This is a genomic window from Sphingopyxis granuli NBRC 100800, from assembly GCF_001591045.1.
Lineage (GTDB): Bacteria > Pseudomonadota > Alphaproteobacteria > Sphingomonadales > Sphingomonadaceae > Sphingopyxis > Sphingopyxis granuli.
The window spans coordinates 1-18302 of sequence record NZ_BCUA01000041.1; the positions used below are offsets into that span (position 1 = coordinate 1).

Sequence of the window (18302 nt, forward strand, 5' to 3'; positions counted from 1 at the left end):
GAACTCCGTCGAGCGACGACCCAGCGGCCGGGGCCGCTTCGGGGCACGAAATGCGGGCGCCTTGCGCCAGCCCGCCGCCCGTGCGCCGGTCGATCGCGCACGCGGCTCGGCAGGTCCCCGCCTTCGCTCTCGGCGCATGGGGGACTCCCATGTTGAAATACGGCCTTTCCATCGTGGCGCTGGCGGCGACGTCGCCGGCGCTGGCCCAGACCGGCGATGCCGCCGCCGACCCGCGCCCCGGCGACGCGATCATCGTCACCGCCTCGCGTTCGGGCGAAGGGGTCCGGGCGGACCAGCTCGGCGCCTCGGTCACGGCGATCGACAGCGAAGCGCTCGAACAGCGCCAGACGCGCATCGTTTCCGACGTGCTGCGCGACGTGCCCGGCGTCGCGGTCAGCCGCACCGGCGGCCTCGGCGGCATGACCGATATCCGCATCCGCGGCAGCGAAGCCAATCACGTCCTCGTCCTGGTCGACGGCATCGAGGTCGCCGACCCCTATCAGGGCCAGTTCGATTTCGGCGGTCTGCTCGCCGACCCCGCCGCGCGGATCGAGGTGCTGCGCGGCCAGCAATCGTCGCTCTATGGCTCCGACGCGATCGGCGGCGTGATCCATTACATCACCCTGTCGGGACGCGAGGCGCCGGGCCTGAGCGCCCGGATCGAGGGCGGGTCGTTCGGCACCGTCGCCGGCAGCGCCCGCGCCGCGGGCGCATCGGACAGCTTCGACTATGCGATCACCGGCACCTATTACGGCGCGAACGGCTATCCGACCGCGCGCGGCGGGGTGCGCGACGTCGGGATGCAGACGGTCGGCGCGAGCGCGAAGCTGGGCTGGACGCCGAGCGACGCCTTCCGGCTGAACGCCGTGCTGCGCTATGGCTTCAGCGACGCCGACAACAACGACAGCGAATATGACACGACGAGCCCGCGCTTCGGCTATATCGTCGACAGCCCCGGCGTCCATGTCGAGACCGAATCCTTCCATGCCCTGCTGGCGGCCGAACTGACCGCGCTCGACGGGCGCTGGGTGACCAGCCTGTCGGGGCAGCTTTCCGACACCGCGCGCCACGGCCGCTCCCCCTTCGGGCTGGACTATGGCAGCAAGGGACAGCGCTACAAGGGATCGCTGACCTCGAGCATCCGCTTCGGAACCGATGCGATCGCCCACCGGCTGACCGGTGCGGTCGATGTCGAGCGCGAGGCGTTCCGCACGCTGACGCCGGGCGCCTTTCAGGGAAAGCGCCACACCGACAATCTGGGGCTGGTCGCCCAATATGAGCTGACCGCGGGCGCGCTCTCGCTCGGCGCGTCGCTGCGCCACGACGACAACAACCGCTTCGACGATGCGACGACCTGGCGCGTCCAGGGCAGCTATCGCCTTCCGACCGGCACGCGCATCCGCGGCGCCTATGGCACCGGGGTCAAGAATCCGGGCTATTTCGAGCTGTTCGGCTATATCGACGGCCGCTACATCGGCAACCCCGACCTGAAACCCGAAAAGTCCGAGGGCTGGGAAGCGGGGATCGAGCAGAGCTTCGGCGCCGACGACTGGGCGACGATCGGGGCGACCTGGTTCGATTCGACGCTGAAGGGCGAGATTTTCACCGACTATCCCGCGCCCGACTTCACCGCGACTCCGGCGAACCGCGCGACGACGAGCAAGCAGCACGGCATCGAGGCCTTCGCCAGCGCGCGGCCGCTGCCGCAGCTTCGCTTCGACCTCGCCTACAGCTGGATCAAGGCGCGCGAGAACGGCGCGCCCGAAGTGCGGCGGCCAAAGCATATCGCCAGCTTCAACGCCACCGTGTCGAGCAGCGACCAGCGCTTTGCGGGGACGCTGACGCTGCGCTACAACGGCCGCACGACCGACCTCGCCTATATCGACCCCAGCTATGTCCCGGTCGTGGTCGCGATGAGGGACTATGTGCTCGTCAACCTTGGTGCCGATTATCGGGTGACCGACGCCATCTCGGTCTTCGGGCGCGTCGAGAATCTGCTCGGGGTCGACTATGAGGAGGTTTTCAGCATCGCGACGCCGGGCCGGGCCGCCTATGGCGGCGTCCGCCTGCGCTTCTGAGGGAAGAGGAACCCGCTTGACCCCGCACGCCGCCCTGCCCGCGCTCGCGCTGCTGCTCGCCGGCGGCGGCGCACTGTGGGCGCAGCAGGGCGGCCGCGCGGCGCCGACGACGCCACCGGCCGCGCCGCAGCGCGTCGTGTCGCTCAACCTGTGCGCCGACCAGCTGCTGCTCGCGCTTGCCGACCGCGACCGGATCGCCGGGCTGACGCGCAACGCGACCGATCCCGGCATGTCCGCGGCCGCCGCGGCGGCGCGCGGGCTGCCGCTGATCCGCAACGCCGCCGAACAGATACTGGTCGCGGCGCCCGACCTGATCGTCGGCATGCCCGCCAGCGGCAGCGCGGCGGTCGCGGCGCTGCCGCACGGCAGCTTTCGGACGCTCGACCTGCCGACCGCCAACAGCTTCGACGTCATCCGCCGGACGATCCGCCTGACCGCGACCGCGCTCGGCGATCCGGCGCGCGGCGAAGCGCTGATCGCGCGGATGGAGCGCGACCTCGCCGACGTGCCCCGCCCGGGACGCGGCCGGATCGCCGCCTATTACCAGCGGCGCGGCTACATGACCGGGACGGGGACGCTGATCGACGAGATGATGGGGCGCGTCGGGCTGGTCAATCTTGCCGCAAAGCTGGGCAAGCCGCCGCTGTCGCAGCTGAGCCTCGAGGAGATGGTGGCGGCGAACCCCGATTTCCTGATCGTCGAAAGCGCGAGCGACACCATCACCGATCAGGGCAGCGAGATGCTGCATCACCCCGCGCTGCGGGGCATTCCGCGGCTCAGCGTGCCGGAGGCGTGGACCGTTTGCGGCGGCCCCGCTTATGGGGCGGCCGTGCACCGCCTTGCCGGGCAGATCCAGCGCCACGACGGCGCGCGCCGATGACGATGCGCGACGCCCGATCGCCCCGGCGGCTGACGCTGGCGCTGCTCGCGCTCGCATGCGGCGCGGCGGCAGCTTCGCTGTGCTTCGGCACCGTCGACCTGCCGCTCGCCCGCCTGTTTGCCGCCGCATCCGGCCGCGGCGATCATGTCGCGACCGTCATCCTCTTCGACCTGCGCCTGCCGCGCCTGCTGGTCGGGCTCGCGGTCGGCGCCATGCTCGGCCTCGCGGGGGCAGCGCTGCAAGGCTATCTGCGCAATCCCCTCGCCGAGCCGTCGGTGCTCGGCACCTCGAACGCCGCGGCGCTCGGCGCGGTCGCCGCGCTCTATTTCGGGCTCGCCAATCTTCACCCGGCGGCGCTGCCGCTGCTGTCGATCGCCGGTGCGCTGCTGTCGCTCGCGCTGCTCTTCGCGCTCGCGGGCCGCTCCGAAAGCCCGCTGACGCTGATCCTCGCCGGCATCGCCGTCGGCACGCTCGCGGGGGCGGGCATCAGCCTCGCGCTCAATCTGTCGCCCAACCCCTTCGCGGCGATGGAGATCATGACCTGGCTGATGGGCAGCCTCGAAAATCGTTCGTTCGGCCATTTATGGGCGGCGCTGCCGTGCATCGGCGCCGGGATGGCGCTGCTGCTATGGAACGGGCGCGCGCTCGACGCGCTGACGCTGGGCGAGGACGGCGCGCAGGCGCTCGGCGTCGACCTGGCCCGCACGCGCCTGCGCCTGCTGCTCGGCACCGCGATCGGGGTCGGCGGCGCGGTCGCGGTGTCCGGCGCGATCGGCTTCGTCGGGCTGATCGTCCCGCATCTGATCCGCCCGCTGACCGACCGCAGCCCGTCGGCGATCCTGCTGCCCTCGGCGATCGGCGGCGCGGCGCTGCTGACGCTCGCCGACCTGGCGGTGCGGCTGATCGATACGACCAGCGAGCTCAAGCTGGGCGTCGTGACCGCCTTTCTGGGCGTGCCCGTCTTCCTGTTCCACCTGATGCGCGAGCGCCGGCTGTGGTGACGCTGACGCTCGATCATGTCGATGTCCGCCTCGGGCGGCGACCCGTCGTGCGCGACGTCAGCGCGACGCTGGCCGGCGGCACGCTCACCGGCATCGTCGGCCCCAATGGCGCGGGCAAGTCGACGCTGGCGCGCGCACTGCTCGCGCTGGTGCCGAGCACGGGGCGCATCCGCATCGACGGCGCCGACGTCGCCGCGACGCCGCGCGCGACGCTCGCGCGATGCGCCGCCTATCTGCCGCAGGGCCAGACGCTCCACTGGCCGCTGACCGTCGAGCGGCTCGTCGGGCTCGGCCGCCTGCCGCACCTCGGCCCGATGTCGCGCCCGGGCGCCGCCGACCTCGCCGCGATCGAGCGCGCGATGACGCGCGCCGGGGTGCTCGACCTGCGGGACCGCGACGCGACCCATGTGTCGGGCGGCGAGCGCGCGCGCATCCTTCTGGCCCGCGCGCTGGCGGTCGAAGCGCCGATGCTGGTCGCCGACGAGCCGCTCGCCAGCCTCGATCCCGGCCACCAGATCGACGTCATGGACCTGCTGCGCGGCGAAGCGCACGGCGGCGGCCTCGTCATCGCGGTACTCCACGACCTGACCATGGCGGCGCGCTATTGCGACCGGCTGCTGCTGATCGACAAGGGCGCGATCGTTGCCGACGGTCCGCCCGCCGCGGTGCTGACGCGCGCGAATCTGCGCGCGGTCTATGGCATAGAGGCCGAGGTCGACCTTGGCGGCGCCTGGCCGACGATCACCGCGCTGGGGCGCAGCCGCGGATGAGCGGCGCGCTGATGCTGCAAGGCACGGGGTCGGACGTCGGCAAGTCGGTGCTCGTCGCCGGGCTGTGCCGCGCCTGGACCAACCGCGGCCTGCGCGTCCGCCCCTTCAAGCCGCAGAACATGTCGAACAACGCCGCGGTGACGGCCGACGGCGGAGAGATCGGCCGCGCGCAGGCGCTTCAGGCGCTCGCCTGCCGCGTCGAGCCGCACAGCGACATGAACCCGGTGCTGCTGAAGCCGCAGGCCGACCGCAGTTCGCAGCTGATCGTCCACGGCCGGGTGCGCGGCACGCTGGGCAGCAACAATTTCCGCAAAGCACGCGGCGCGCTGCTGGCCGATGTGATGCAGAGCCACGACCGGCTGCGCGCCGAATGCGATCTCCTGCTCGTCGAGGGCGCGGGGTCGCCCGCCGAGATCAATCTGCGCGCCGGCGACATCGCCAACATGGGCTTCGCCCGGGCGGCGGGGGTGCCGGTGGTGCTGGTCGGCGACATCGACCGCGGCGGCGTGATCGCATCGCTGGTCGGCACGCGCGCGGTGATCGACCCCGCCGACGCCGCGATGATCCGCGGCTTCCTGGTCAACAAGTTTCGCGGCGACCCCGCGCTGTTCGCGGACGGCTATCGCGCGGTCGAGGCGCGGACCGGGTGGCGCGGTTTCGGCATCATTCCCTGGCTGCCCGCCGTCGCCCGCCTGCCGAGCGAAGATGCGGTGATCCTCGACCGGCGCTCCATGCCCGACAGCGGCCGCCGGATCGTCGCCTGCCCGATCCTGCCGCGCATCGCCAATTTCGACGACCTCGACCCGTTTCGGCTCGAACCCGGCATCGAGCTCGTCATGGTGCCGCCCGGGCGCCCGATCCCCGCCGAGGCCGCGATCGTCGTCCTGCCCGGATCGAAGGCGACGATCGCCGACCTCGCGGCGTTGCGCGCCGAAGGCTGGGACATCGACATCCGCGCGCATCATCGGCGCGGCGGCCTGATCGTCGGCCTGTGCGGCGGCTATCAGATGCTCGGCCGCCGCATCGCCGATCCGCACGGCATCGAGGGGGTGCCGTCGGAGGTCGACGGGCTCGGCCTGCTCGACGTGACGACCACCCTCTCCCCCGTGAAGGTCCTGCGCCGCGTCCGCGGCGAAGCGCTGGGCGTCCCGGTCGAGGGGTATGAGATGCACATGGGGGAGACGCGCGGCCCCGGCACCGCGGCGCCCTTCGCGATGCTCGACGGAGGCGGCGCCGACGGCGCGATCGACCGGGGCGGAACGGTGATGGGAACTTATCTCCACGGCCTGTTCGCCCCGCCGGCGCTCCGCCGCGCGCTGCTCGCCCATATCGGGGTCGCGGCCCGCGCGCACGACCATGGCGCCGACGTCGATGCCGCGCTCGACGCGATCGCCGAAACGCTGTCGGACCATATCGACATCGACGGCCTGCTCCGCCTCGCGGCCAGCTGACGGACCGCGGTTGGGGTCAGTTGCCCGGCTTCGTCCAGCCGGCGCGATCAGACCGCGCCGGGGAAGGGGTTCTTGCCGCCCTCGGCGGTCCAGCGCTCCATTTCCTGCTCGAACACGTCGAGCGGCACCGACCCGAGGCTCAGCAGCTTGTCGTGGAACCAGCGCTGGTCGAAGGCGGGACCCAGCGCCGCCTCGGCCTTCGCGCGCTGGCGGCGGATGGCCAGTTCGCCCAGCTTGTAGGCGAGCGCCTGTCCCGGCCAGCTGATATAGCGGTCGACCTCGGTCTCCACCTCGTGCCGCGACAGCGCGCTGTGATCGGCGAGGTAGGCGATCGCCTGATCGCGCGTCCAGCCATAATGGTGGATGCCGGTGTCGATGACGAGACGGCAGGCGCGCCAGATTTCGTAGGACTGGCGGCCGAACTCCTCATAGGGCGTGCGATAGATGCCGATCTTGCTGCCCAGCCATTCGGTGTAGAGCCCCCACCCCTCGCCATAGCCCGAAAAATAGGTCTGCTTGCGGAACTCGGGCCGGTCGGGAACGGGCGCCTCCATCGCGATCGCTCCCTGCAGGCTGTGCCCGGGGACGCATTCGTGAAGCGTCAGCGCCGGAATCTGGTACAGCGGGCGCGACGGCAGGTCATAGGTGTTCATCAGGCACGCCTCGCGCCCGCCGCGACCCGCGGTGAAGAAGGGCGCGATCGCGTCGGGCACCGGCCGGATGGTGAAGCGGTAGCGCGGCAGGAAGCCGATGGTGGTGCGGAGCAGCCCGTCCATCCGCTTGGCGGTATAGGCGGACACGCCCATCAGCTCGTCGGGCGTCCGCGCATAGAATTGCGGATCGGTGCGCAGGAAATGGATGAACGCCTTGAGGTCACCCTTGAACCCGGCGGCTTCCCGGGTCTTCTCCATGTCGGCGGTGATGCGCGCCACTTCTTCGAGGCCGATGCGGTGGATCTGCTCCGGGGTGAGGTCGGTCGTCGTATATTCGCGGATCTGCGCCTGATAGAAGGCCTTGCCGTCGGGCATCGCCTCGGCCGCCAGCGTCTTGCGCGCCTGCGGCAGATATTCGTTGCGATAGAATGCGAGCAGCTTCGCATAGGCGGGAACGATCTTCTGCGCGATGATCTGCCTCGCCTCGGCCTGGATCGCGGCCTTCTCGCTCGCCGGAATCGCGGCCGGCAGGTCGGCGAACGCCCCCCAGAAGGGATTGTTTTCGGGGTCGGCGACCATATGCGCCTCGATCGACTTGTCGCGCCCCGCCAGCGTCACCCCGGGCACGCTGAAGCCGCGCTTCAGCCCCGCGCGCATGTTGACGATCTGCTCGTCGAAATAGCGCGGCAGGTCGGAAAGGCGGGCGAGGTAGCGCCGATATTGCGCCTCGGTCCGATAGGGGGTGCGCGCCGCGATGCCCGACCAGAACTGGCTGTCGGCGTTGAACGGCATCTCCCAGGTGCGGAACCGCCCGTTGGCGACGAACGCCTCCAGGCTGGTGCGGAACACCGCGGCGTTGATCCGTTCCTCGGGCGACAGCCGGTCGACCGGAATCCGGTCGAGCGCCTTCAGAATATCCGCCCAATGCGCAACGCGCGCCTGCTGGCTCGCGGCATCCACCCTGGGGAAATGGTCGAGCGGCCCGGTCTCGTCATCGCCGCGCCAATGGCCCAGCTCGGTACCACGCCACGCCCATTCGGCCTCATAGAGCGCGCGAAGCTGCTGGTCGGCGCTGTTCGGGGCCGGCGCCTGCGCCTGCGCAACGAGCGGCGCCGCGAGCGCCAGAAACAGGACTCCAGGGCGACCGTAGCTCATCGAAACTCTCTCCCGCGTTGCCGGACGCGCCGTCGGCGATGGTGCCGCGCCATGGCATCGTCCGCGGCGGACTATATCGACGTGCGATCTTGTCCCACAAGCGCATAAATTTGCGGGAAGAAAAGCGGGCGCCCGCTTGCTTCGCGCCTCAGCAAGCCCGGATCATCGACACATGGTCGAAGCGGACGTCGCCGACGATCGAGCCCGGCCGTGCCGGCTCCGCGCGCGCGAGGTCGGTCGACAGATAGCGCAGGCTGTTGTCGCAAAAGACCGTCGCGACCACCGCCGTCTCGTCCAGATCGCGCGCGACCTCGATCGCGGCGAGCAGGTTGGCGCCGCTCGAGATGCCGACCCCCATGCCAAGCTCGCTCCCCAGCCGCTGCGCCATGCGGATCGCGCAGCTGTCGGAAATCGCCACCGGCCGCGCGAGCCGGTCGAGCCGCACGATCGGCGGGATGAACTCGTCCGAAATGCCCTGGATGCGGTGATGGCCGACCTTGTGCCCGGTCGACAGCGTCGGCGATTCGAGCGGCTCGACCGGGTGGACCGACGCGGCGATCCCCGCGGCCGCGAAGCATTCGGCAACCCCCATGACGGTGCCGCCGGTCCCGACCCCGGCCGCAAAGGCATCGGGCCGCAGCCCGAGCGCGGCGAGCTGGCGCAGCAGTTCGGTCCCGGTGCCGTCGCGATGCGCGCGGACATTGTCGGCATTGGCGAACTGCCGCGTCAGGAACGCCCCGCGCTCCGCCGCATAGGCTTCGCTCAGGTCCAGCGCGCCGCAAAAGCCCCCCTCGTCGCGGCTCACCAGCCGCAGGTTGGCGCCGAAGGAGCGCAGCAGGCCGCGCCGTTCCTCGCTCATCCAGTCGGGCATGAAGATCGTCACCCTGTGCCCAAGGCTGGTGCCGATCGCCGCCAGCGCGATGCCGGCGTTGCCGCTGGTCATCTCGACGATTTCCTGACCGGGCGCCAGTTCGCCGCGTTCGCGCGCGCGCAGGATGACCGATGCCGCCATCCGGTCCTTCGTCGATCCCGTCAGGCTGTGGAACTCGGCCTTGGCGAAGATGCGGCAGGCGCGCCCCGCGACCGTAAGGTCGAGCCGGATCAGCGGCGTGTTGCCGATCAACGCATCGAGCCCGAAACCGGTGGCGGCCGTCGGTGAGCGAAGGGCGGTGACAGCATTCATATGGCGGCGTCCTCCAGATTTCGACAGGACGGGCCTAGCAAAGCGGGCGCGATGAAATCATCGCAGAATCCCCCGATTATTCTGGCATATCCGGGAAAATATTCCTATAAATCCCCATATGGTCGAACTCGATGAGACAGATCGCCGCCTGCTTCGCAAATTACAGGCGGATGCCTCGCTTTCGCTCGAGCAGCTCGGCGCGGCGGTGCAGCTATCGACGAACAGCGTGTGGCGGCGCGTCAAGCGGCTCGAGGCCGAGGGCGTCATCACGCGGCGGATCGCGCTGCTCGATCCGCAGGCGGTCGGTCTGGGGCTGACGGTGTTCGTCGCGATCAAGACCGGCGATCACAGCGTCGCCTGGCTGTCGCGCTTTCGCGAGGCCGCGTCGGCGCACCCGGAAATCGTCGAAATCTATCGCATGGCGGGCGACACCGACTATCTGCTCAAGCTGCACGTCGCTGGCATGGAGGATTATGATCGGGTCTACAAAAAGCTGATCGCCAAGGTCGCGCTCAGCGACGTGAGCGCGAGTTTCGCCATGGAAACGCTAAAGAACGAGCGCGCCCTGCCGGTATAGGCATGGCAGGGATTCCGCTTTGCCCAGCGCCATTTCTGGCGTTGTCGCCCGGAACTCGGGTGGCAATTGCCCCCCCTTTTGACAAGGAACCATTCCCCGGCGAAAGCCGGGGCCCACGCGGAATAGCGCCATGCCATCTGGACCCCGGCTTTCGCCGGGGAACGGGCAGGCCATCGGGCGCACTCGGGAGCGCGCCGCTTCAGCCGCGCGAGATCAGGAAGATCGCGTGCTCGGCGCGCCAGCTCGCCGCGGCGGCGCTCGTCGGCCGGTCGCCCGACAGATACCAGGCACGCTCGACGACGATGCCGCGCTCGCGCAGCAGCTCGCGGAAATCGCTGACCGTCAGATGGTGGATGTTCGGCGTCTCATACCACGCGACGGGCAGCAGCCGCGTCACCGGCATCCGCCCGTTCCACAGCAGCGCGAGCCGGATGCGCCAGTGTGCGAAATTGGGAAAGCTCACGAAGGCGTGCGGCGCGATGCGCAGCAGCTCCTCGATCACCCGGTCGGGGCGCTCGGTCGTCTGCAAGGTCTGCGACAGGATCGCATAATCGAAGGCGCCCGCCGGATATTCGCCGAGGTCGTGGTTCGCGTCGCCCTGCACCACCGACTGGCCGCGCGCGATCGCCGCGGTGACGTTGGCGGGGTCGATCTCCAGCCCGCGCGCGTCGACGCCCTTGTCGCGCAGCGCCGCGATCAGCGTGCCGTCGCCGCAGCCGACGTCGAGCACGCGCGTTCCCGCCGGCACCGCGTCAGCGATGATGGCGAGGTCGGGGCGCAGCGCCATCGTCAGCCGCCGTTCCGCAGCGCGCCGGCGACGAGGCGGTCGAGCGCGGGCACGTCGAGCAGGAAGCTGTCGTGGCCGAAAGGCGCCGACAGCTCGACGAAGCTCGCCGCCGCGCCGACGCTTTGCAGCGCCTGGACGATGCGCCGCGATTCGGCGGTCGGATAGAGCCAGTCGGTGTCGAAACTGACCAGCGTGAACCGCACGTCGCCCGCGCCGGCGAAGGCCGCGGCGAGCCGCCCGCCATGCGCTTCGGCGAGGTCGAAATAATCCATCGCGCGCGTGATGTAGAGATAGGCGTTGGCGTCGAAGCGGTCGGTGAAGGCCAGCCCCTGATAGCGCAGATAGGATTCGACCTGGAAATCGGCGTCGAAGCCGAAGCTTTTCGCATCGCGCGCCTGCAGGCGCCGGCCGAACTTCTCGGTCAGCCCGGCTTCCGACAGATAGGTGATGTGCGCGGCCATGCGCGCTACCGCGAGCCCCTTGGTCGGGGCGTGCGCTGCATAATATTGGCCGCCCTGCCAGTCGGGATCGGCCATGATCGCCTGGCGGCCGACTTCGTGGAAGGCGATGTTTTGCGCCGAATGACGCGCCGCGCTGGCGATGACGATCGCCGAGACGAGCCGTTCGGGATAGGCCGAAGCCCAGGCGAGCGCCTGCATCCCGCCCATCGATCCGCCGACGACCGCGTGCAGCCGCGCGATGCCCAGATGGTCGAGCAGCATCGCCTGCGCGCGCACCATGTCGGCGATCGTGATCACCGGAAAACCCATGCCGAAGGGCGCGCCCGTCGCCGGATCGACGGTCGCCGGTCCGCTCGTCCCCATGCAGCTTCCCAGCACGTTCGCGCAGAGGACGAAATAGCGGTCGGTGTCGATCGGCTTGCCCGGCCCGACCATGCGCGCCCACCAGCCGGGCTTGCCGGTCGTCGGATGGTCGCACGCGACATATTGGTCGCCGGTCAGCGCATGGCAGACGAGCACCGCGTTCGACCGATCGGCGTTGAGCGTACCATAGCTCTGGTAGGCGATCGTCACCGACGCAAGCTGCTGCCCGCTGTCGAGCGGCAGCGGCCGGTCGATCGTCACATCCTGATGCCGGAACTGGTGGAGAAGGCTCGCCATGGCTTGCGCGGGGCTAGGCGCGCGCACGAAGGCTGTCAACGTGCTGGACTCGGGGCGCGCAGGCGCTAAACCGCGCGGCATGACCGACACGACCGCTCCCCTAACCCCCAAGCCGTGGATCAGCGGCATCGCGCCCTATGTCCCCGGCAAGTCGGCGGGGGCCGACGGGCGTCCGCTGGTCAAGCTCAGCGCCAACGAAAATCCGCTGGGCACCGGCGAAAAGGCGCGGGCCGCCTTTCGCGCCGCCGCCACCGACGCCGACGCGCTGTCGCGCTACCCCGACCCCGGCGCCGCGGCGCTGCGCGAGGCGATCGCGGCGAAGTTCGGGCTCGACCCGGCGCGCGTCATCTATGGCACCGGGTCCGACGACCTGCTCCACCTCGCCGCGGGCGCATATGCCGGGCCGGGCGACGAGATCCTCTATGTCCGCTATGGCTTCGCGGTCTACGAGATCGCGGCGCGGCGGGTCGGCGCGACGCCGGTCGAGGCCGACGACCGCGACTATGCGACCGACGTCGACGCGCTGCTCGCCCGCGTGACCGAGCGGACGCGCGTCGTCTATCTCGCCAACCCCAACAACCCGACCGGCACGCTCGCGACGCGCGAAGAGGTCGCGCGGCTGCACGCGGGGCTGCCGCGCGATGTGCTGCTCGTCATCGACCAGGCCTATGCCGAATATCTCGACCCGCAGCAGGACGACGGCGGGCTGGAGCTGGCGAAGAGCGCCCCCAACGTGTTCGTCACGCGGACCTTTTCTAAGATCCACGGCCTGGCCGCCGAACGCATCGGCTGGGGCTATGCCAGCGACGAGGTGATCGCGGCGCTGCACCGCATCCGCCTGCCGTTCAACGTCACGCGCTGCGGACAGGCGGCGGCGATCGCGGCGCTGGGCGACGAGGATTTCGTCACCGCCAGCCGTACCCACAACGCCCACTGGCGCACATGGCTGGCGCGGGAACTCGACGGTTTCGGCAACCGCGGCGTCCGCGTGGTGCCGTCGGCGACCAATTTCCTGCTGGTGCTGTTCGAAGGCGACGTCACCGCGGAGGCGATGTACCAGCGGCTGATGGAGGCGGGCTATATCGTGCGCTGGCTGCCCGGACAGGGCCTGCCGCACGCATTGCGGATGACGATCGGCACCGAGGACGAGACGCGCGGGCTCGCGGCGGCGATCCGCGCCGCGCTCGAAGGCTGAACCGCGTGGCGCGCACCATCGGGACGGTGACGGTCGTCGGGCTCGGGCTGATCGGCTCGTCGATCGCGCGCGCGGTCGTGGCGCAGCTGCCCGACGTGACGGTGACCGGCCACGACGCCAGCGCCGGGGTGCGCGCCGAGGCACGCGCGCTGGGCCTGTGCCACCGGATCGCCGACGATCCGGCCGACGCGGTGGCGGGCGCCGACCTCGTCATCCTCGCGGTGCCGGTGGGGCGGATGGCCGAAGCGGCGCGCGCCTGCGCGCCGGGGCTGAAGCCCGACGCGATCATATCCGATGTCGGGTCGTCGAAAAGCGGCGTCGGCGCGGCGCTGCGCGCGGCGCTGCCCGATCATCTCGTCATCCCCGCGCACCCGGTCGCGGGGACCGAGAACAGCGGCCCGGCGGCGGGCTTCGCGACGCTGTTCGAGGGGCGCTGGTGCATCGTCACCCCGGCCGCCGACGCCCCCGCGGACGCGGTCGCGGCGCTCACCGGCTTCTGGCAGGCGCTCGGCGCGCGGATCGAGACGATGGACGCCGCGCATCACGATCTGGTGCTCGCGGTGACGAGCCACCTGCCGCACCTGATCGCCTATACGATCGTCGGCACCGCCAGCGAGCTCGAAGAGGTGACCGAGAGCGAGGTGATCAAATATTCGGCCGGCGGCTTTCGCGACTTCACGCGCATCGCCGCGAGCGACCCGGTGATGTGGCGGGACGTTTTCCTCGCCAACCGCGACGCGGTGCTGGCGACGCTCCAGCGCTTCAACGAGGATCTGACCGTGCTCCAGCAGGCGATCCGCCGCGGCGACGGCGACAAGCTGGAGGCGTGGTTCACCCGCACCCGCGCGATCCGCCGCTCGATCATCGCCGAAGGACAGGACGATCCCGCCCCCGATTTCGGGCGGAAGCACTGAACGCCATAGTCGCCCCGGTGAAAGCCGGAGCCGCTATCGGCCTTGCGCTCCATCTCGATCGGCCCTGGCTTTCGTTAGAGTATGTGGACAAATTCCGATTGTGCATTCTGGCAGGTTTGGGGTGGGAAGCGGTCTGACAGCTCTGCAACGGTTTACAGACCTAGCCGCCGTTAGTCAGTCACCACGCATGAAAAAGCCTTGTGCGAACATCGCATAGAAGGTCGCAATTAGTGCTACCGTGGCCACGATGCATCCCAAAGAAACATGCGTCGCTTGATGTTCGTCACGGTTAATCTCACTCGGATCGTGGTCCGCTTCGAGCCCTTCCAGATCCGCGAGTGCTTCGGCGATGTTTCGCCGCTGCATGTCGACATAAACTTTGTCTTTTGCACGGATGTCGTCATCGTCTGCCCAATGGCTGAGCCTTTGCCATGCCACACGCTCTAGCTCAGCTAGGTCTTTAGGATCGGGCGCGGCAGCGAGTAGCTCACTGTTAGTGATGTTGCCGTCGGCTAGCACTCGCTTCATCATGTTAATCAGAGTGAGCCGGGTGTTCATGCAGTCACCATGGCACCGCTAGGGAGTGTCCGCAAATAGACTGTACCAGCTCGTTGCTGAACGACTGAGTTCGGTCGCTTGCAGTCGCCCGAATTTGTCCACGCTACCTATGGCGACAATTATTCCGATGCCGTTTCCAGCGCCGCGGGCGGATTGAGCGCGTTGATCGCGCGCCAGACGCGGTCCTCCGCCTCGTCGCGCGGCAGGCCGGCGGGAATCGTCTCGCCGATCCGGTAGGTAATCGTGCCCGACCATTTGACCCAGCGGCGCGGCGGATAGGCGACGCCGCTGTTCACCGCGACCGGGATCACCGGCACGCCCAGCATCCGGTACATGCCCGCGAATCCCGCGCGCAGCGACGGTGCCTGGCCGTGCGGCACGCGCGTTCCCTCGGCGAACAGCACCAGCGGCCGGCCGTTGGCCAGCGCCGCCTTCGCCGCGGCGAGCATCGCGCGCATCGCCTTGCCGCCGCCGTCGCGGTCGACCGGGATCAGGCCATAGAAGCGCGCCGCCTGCCCCCAGACGGGGATCGAGAACAGTTCCTCCTTCGCGAACACCGCGGGCCAGCGGAACAGCATCGGCTGTTCGATCGTCTCGAACGCGCTTTCATGCTTGAAGACATAGAGGACCGGCGTGTCGGGCATCGCGCCCTCGACCACGACGCGGTGGCCGAGGATGAAGCGGCAGATCAGGCGGTGGAACTGCGCCCACAGCCGCACGAACCAGCGCGTCGCATGGTGCGAGACGGGAAGCGCGACGACCGCGCCGATCGAGCAGATGCTGCTCATGATCACGAAGGCGATCCAGAACAGGATCGACCGGACAAGGGCGAGCGCGTATCTCACAGGCCGAGCAGGCCGCCCGCGAGCCCGGCCAGAAATTTGTGATATTCGCGGAACAGCGTCGAAAAGCTCGGCTGGCTGCGCACCGCGTCGGGCAGGATCGTCACCTTGTCGCCGAGCGCGCGACCGAGTTCGTAGCGGGCGCGGCGCATGTGCCAGTCGGTCGTCACCAGCCGGATGCTGCGATAGTTGCGCCGCGCAACCCAGCTGGCGACCTCGGTCGCGTTCGAGCGCGTGTCCTCCGCCTCGAACCCCAGCGCGATGCAGCAGTCGAACAGCGCCTGCGGCCGCCGGTATTCGGCCGCCAGTTCCTTCGGCTTGACCTCGCGCGCGACGCCGCTGATCAGGACGCGCTTCGCCTGTCCCGCCTCGAGCAGGTCGAGCGCGCGGTCGATGCGCCCGGGGCCGCCGGTGAGCACGACGATCGCGTCGGTCTTCTGCGGCGGCGCAGGCATCGGCGGCAGCAGCGCGAACCAGGCGAAGCCGAGCACCCAGGCCAGGAACAGGAGCGATATCAGGCGCTTGATCATAATATCTTCTTGAGCGCGGCGAGCAGCGTCTGGCGCGCCGTCAGAGCGGCTAGCGCGATAGCCAATAGGGGCAGCGCCAGCAAGAGCGCCCAGCCCGCCGGGCCGAGCGAGGCGGTCGCGGCGAGGCCGGCGGTGACGCCCGACCATTGCCAGCCGATCAGCAGCAGGATCGCCGCCGCGACCGCGCTGCCGAGCGCGATGCCATAGGCGGTGTCGATCGCGATCCGGCGCTGGAACAGCCGCGCGATCTGGCGGTCGGTCGCGCCGATCAGGTGCAGCATCTCGATCGTCGCATAATGGGTGCCGAGCGCGGCGCGTGCCGTCATGATCACCACCGCGGCGCTCGCGGCGATCATCAGCAGGACGAGCCCGCCGGCCACCCAGGCGAGCGAGCGGATCAGCCGCGCGACGGGGCCCAGCCATTCGGCGTGCGGGATGATGCGCGCGCCCGGCGCCTCGGCGCTGACCAGCGCGCGCAGCCGCGCCATCTGGCCGGCGCGGTCGCCGCCGCCGACGAAGTCGATGTCGACGAGCGCGGGAAGCGGCAGCGACTTCAGCACCGGGTCGTCGCCCCCCTCGCTGCCGAACCATTGCCCGAGCGTCGCGAGCAGTTCGTCCTGTTCGACCGCGCGCGCCGCGCGGACATAGGGCTCGCCCGCGGCACGGCGCCGCAGCGCCGCGGCCTGTGCGGCGCGCGCCACGGGGTTCGCCGTGACGATCTGCACCGTCACCCGCCCGGCGATCGCGTCGCCGATCGCGTTCGCCGATCGCGCCAGCCCGATCCCGGCGGCGGCGGCGAGCAAGGTCAGCATCATCAGGATCGCGATCACCCACGGGGTGGGCCCCGTCAGGCGGCGGTCGGGAAGCAGGCGGCGGTGCTGGACGGGAACGCGCGGGATGATCATGACGTCACGCGCGATTGGGCGGATAGCGCAGCGCGCCGGTGGGGTCGGACAGCCGTCCCTTTTCGAGCCGCATCATCTGGGCGTTGTCGATGCGGCTGATCAGGTGGATGTCGTGCGTCGCGACGACGACGGTGGTGCCCAGCCGGTTGAGCGCCTCGAACAGCCCCAGCAGGCGCATCGCCATGTCCGGGTCGACGTTGCCGGTCGGCTCGTCGGCGACGAGCAGCTGCGGCCGCGCGATCACCGCGCGCGCGATCGCGACGCGCTGCTGCTCGCCGCCCGACAGCGTCGGCGGAAAGGCGTCGGCGCGCGCGCTGAGCCCGATCCAGCTCAGCATCTCGCCGACCGGGCCCGCCAGATCCTCCTCGCTCACCCCCGCGATGCGCAGCGGCAGCGCGATATTGTCGCGCGCGCTCAGGTGCGGGATCAGCCGGAAATCCTGGAAGACGACGCCGATGCGGCGGCGGAAACCGGGCAGGCGATGGCGCGGCATCGCCACCAGATCCTCGCCGAACAGCCGCACGATGCCGCGGCTCGGCCGCTGCGCCAGATAGAGCATGCGGAGCAGCGACGTCTTTCCCGCACCCGACGCGCCGGTGAGGAAATAGAAGCTGCCGGGCTGGAGATTGAAGCTGATGTCGGACAGGATTTCGGCGTCGGGACCGTAGCGCAGCCCGACCCCGCTGAACTCGACCATCGCGCCGCCGGGGCGCGGGGGCGCAGCGTCCGTCATGGCGTCACCGGCGCGCGGCATCGCGCCCCGCCGGGTTGCGGAAGAAGGGAGCCTCGGCGCTCATCCGCTGCCTGTTGCATGCCTTCCCCGCGACGTAAAGCGCTTAGCGGTGCCGTTTGCGGCCCCGGCGGCGCGCGGCCCGCCACGCGGCGCTTGCCAGCGCGCGACTCAGCGTGTTTAGAGGGGCCATGATCCTCGCCTGCCCTTCGTGCCACACGCGCTACGTCGTTCCCGATACGGCGATCGGACCGAACGGCCGCACCGTGCGATGCGCCAACTGCCGCCATAGCTGGTTCCAGGAACCGTCGGCGGCCGCCGCACAGTCCGAAGCGATCGTCGTGCCGCCGCCCGCCGACGGTCCCTCCGCGCCGCCAGCCCAGGCTGCCGCCGGCGTCCCCGCCGCGCCACCGGCCGAACAAGCCGCCGATCCGGCGCCGCCCCCGCCGCAGGCTTTCGCCGCAGAGGCGCCTCCGCGCCCCGCCGCGCCCCCGGCCGAGGAGCCGCTGCCTTTCCGCCGTCCGCGCCGCAATCCCGCGAAGCGCTGGACGCTGGTCGCCGCGGCGGCCGCGGTGCTGATGATCGGCGCGACCGCCGGCCTCTACATGTTCGGCCTGCCGGGCTGGGCGCAGGGGCTCGGCCTGCCGGGCACCGCCGCCGAGCCCGATCTGGTCATCGAACTGCCGCCCAATCAGGATCATCGCGAGCTTGCCGACGGCACCATCTATTTCGCGGCGAGCGGCACGATCATCAACCCGACCGACCGCGCGCAGACGGTGCCCCCGATCCTCGCCGAACTGCGCGACGCGCAGGGAACGATCGTCTACAGCTGGACGATCAAGCCGCCCGTGCGCACGCTGCCGCCCAACGAGAAGGTCAATTTCTCCGAAGCCAAGCTCGACATTCCGCGCCGCGCTACACAGCTCACCGTCAGCTGGTCGCTGCCGAAAGGCTGACCGCGCCGCCAGCCGC

Annotated in this window: 18 protein-coding genes; 9 read left to right on the forward strand and 9 right to left on the reverse strand. The window is 70.1% G+C overall.

Annotation, left to right across the window (positions count from 1 at the left end; genetic code table 11):
- Positions 1-149: 149 nt before the first annotated feature.
- Genes SGR02S_RS11060 through SGR02S_RS11080 form a run of 5 tightly spaced genes read left to right on the forward strand, consistent with a single transcriptional unit; the run spans position 150 to position 6180 of the window.
- Entirely contained in the window at positions 150-2078 is a 1929-nt protein-coding gene (locus SGR02S_RS11060) for a TonB-dependent receptor plug domain-containing protein (protein WP_255211450.1), read from the forward strand.
- Positions 2079-2094: 16 nt separating this feature from the next.
- Positions 2095-2958, forward strand: coding sequence for an ABC transporter substrate-binding protein (locus SGR02S_RS11065; RefSeq protein WP_255211451.1), 864 nt, complete (start codon positions 2095-2097; stop codon positions 2956-2958).
- Positions 2959-2960: 2 nt separating this feature from the next.
- Entirely contained in the window at positions 2961-3959 is a 999-nt protein-coding gene (locus tag SGR02S_RS11070) for a FecCD family ABC transporter permease (RefSeq protein ID WP_067109436.1), read from the forward strand.
- The gene (locus tag SGR02S_RS11075) at positions 3953-4729 is read left to right on the forward strand and encodes an ABC transporter ATP-binding protein (RefSeq protein ID WP_067109366.1); all 777 of its coding nucleotides are present in this window, start codon (positions 3953-3955) and stop codon (positions 4727-4729) included. Before SGR02S_RS11070 ends, SGR02S_RS11075 begins: the two co-directional genes overlap by 7 nt.
- Positions 4726-6180, forward strand: coding sequence for a cobyric acid synthase (locus tag SGR02S_RS11080; RefSeq protein WP_067109369.1), 1455 nt, complete (start codon positions 4726-4728; stop codon positions 6178-6180). Before SGR02S_RS11075 ends, SGR02S_RS11080 begins: the two co-directional genes overlap by 4 nt.
- Before the next feature lie 47 nt (positions 6181-6227).
- Here SGR02S_RS11080 and SGR02S_RS11085 read toward each other — a convergent pair whose 3' ends face one another.
- The gene (locus tag SGR02S_RS11085; protein WP_082797096.1) at positions 6228-7988 is read right to left on the reverse strand and encodes a DUF885 domain-containing protein; all 1761 of its coding nucleotides are present in this window, start codon (positions 7986-7988) and stop codon (positions 6228-6230) included.
- A 148-nt stretch (positions 7989-8136) separates the two neighbouring features.
- Entirely contained in the window at positions 8137-9171 is a 1035-nt protein-coding gene (locus tag SGR02S_RS11090; protein WP_067109372.1) for a PLP-dependent cysteine synthase family protein, read from the reverse strand.
- A 118-nt stretch (positions 9172-9289) separates the two neighbouring features.
- Between SGR02S_RS11090 and SGR02S_RS11095 the strand changes: the two genes are divergently transcribed.
- Positions 9290-9748, forward strand: coding sequence for an Lrp/AsnC family transcriptional regulator (locus SGR02S_RS11095; RefSeq protein ID WP_067109375.1), 459 nt, complete (start codon positions 9290-9292; stop codon positions 9746-9748).
- Between the two features lie 199 nt (positions 9749-9947).
- Here SGR02S_RS11095 and metW read toward each other — a convergent pair whose 3' ends face one another.
- Together metW and metX are read right to left on the reverse strand one after the other, a co-directional pair.
- Entirely contained in the window at positions 9948-10535 is a 588-nt protein-coding gene (gene metW / locus SGR02S_RS11100) for a methionine biosynthesis protein MetW (RefSeq protein ID WP_067109378.1), read from the reverse strand.
- Between the two features lie 2 nt (positions 10536-10537).
- On the reverse strand, positions 10538-11656 hold the full coding sequence (gene metX, locus SGR02S_RS20575) for a homoserine O-acetyltransferase MetX (protein WP_067109381.1): 1119 nt from the start codon (positions 11654-11656) through the stop codon (positions 10538-10540).
- Positions 11657-11735: 79 nt separating this feature from the next.
- On the opposite strand from metX, the gene hisC reads away from it, so the two are divergent.
- Both hisC and SGR02S_RS11115 read left to right on the forward strand, forming a co-directional pair.
- Positions 11736-12851 carry a histidinol-phosphate transaminase gene (gene hisC, locus SGR02S_RS11110; RefSeq protein WP_067109384.1) on the forward strand — a complete coding sequence of 372 codons (1116 nt, stop codon included), beginning with the start codon at positions 11736-11738 and terminating at the stop codon, positions 12849-12851.
- A gap of 5 nt (positions 12852-12856) precedes the next feature.
- Positions 12857-13765, forward strand: a complete 909-nt coding sequence (locus SGR02S_RS11115) for a prephenate/arogenate dehydrogenase family protein (protein ID WP_067109387.1) — start codon at positions 12857-12859, stop codon at positions 13763-13765.
- Positions 13766-13939: 174 nt separating this feature from the next.
- Here the strand turns inward: SGR02S_RS11115 and SGR02S_RS11120 are convergent, their stop codons facing one another.
- The 5 genes from SGR02S_RS11120 to ftsE form a co-directional block, all read right to left on the reverse strand.
- Complete coding sequence (locus tag SGR02S_RS11120) at positions 13940-14323, reverse strand: hypothetical protein (protein ID WP_067109391.1); 384 nt, start codon at positions 14321-14323, stop codon at positions 13940-13942.
- Between the two features lie 119 nt (positions 14324-14442).
- Positions 14443-15168 (reverse strand): lysophospholipid acyltransferase family protein, encoded by a 726-nt coding sequence (locus SGR02S_RS11125; protein WP_067109394.1) that lies wholly within the window; start codon positions 15166-15168, stop codon positions 14443-14445.
- Positions 15165-15695, reverse strand: coding sequence for a YdcF family protein (locus SGR02S_RS11130; RefSeq protein WP_067109397.1), 531 nt, complete (start codon positions 15693-15695; stop codon positions 15165-15167). The genes SGR02S_RS11125 and SGR02S_RS11130 overlap by 4 nt, the downstream gene beginning before the upstream one ends.
- Positions 15692-16600 carry a cell division protein FtsX gene (locus SGR02S_RS11135; protein ID WP_067109400.1) on the reverse strand — a complete coding sequence of 303 codons (909 nt, stop codon included), beginning with the start codon at positions 16598-16600 and terminating at the stop codon, positions 15692-15694. Before SGR02S_RS11135 ends, SGR02S_RS11130 begins: the two co-directional genes overlap by 4 nt.
- A gap of 4 nt (positions 16601-16604) precedes the next feature.
- Positions 16605-17333 (reverse strand): cell division ATP-binding protein FtsE, encoded by a 729-nt coding sequence (ftsE, locus tag SGR02S_RS11140; protein WP_067109442.1) that lies wholly within the window; start codon positions 17331-17333, stop codon positions 16605-16607.
- 188 nt (positions 17334-17521) lie between these two features.
- Between ftsE and SGR02S_RS11145 the strand changes: the two genes are divergently transcribed.
- The gene (locus SGR02S_RS11145; protein WP_067109403.1) at positions 17522-18286 is read left to right on the forward strand and encodes a zinc-ribbon domain-containing protein; all 765 of its coding nucleotides are present in this window, start codon (positions 17522-17524) and stop codon (positions 18284-18286) included.
- The last annotated feature ends 16 nt before the right edge of the window (positions 18287-18302 follow it).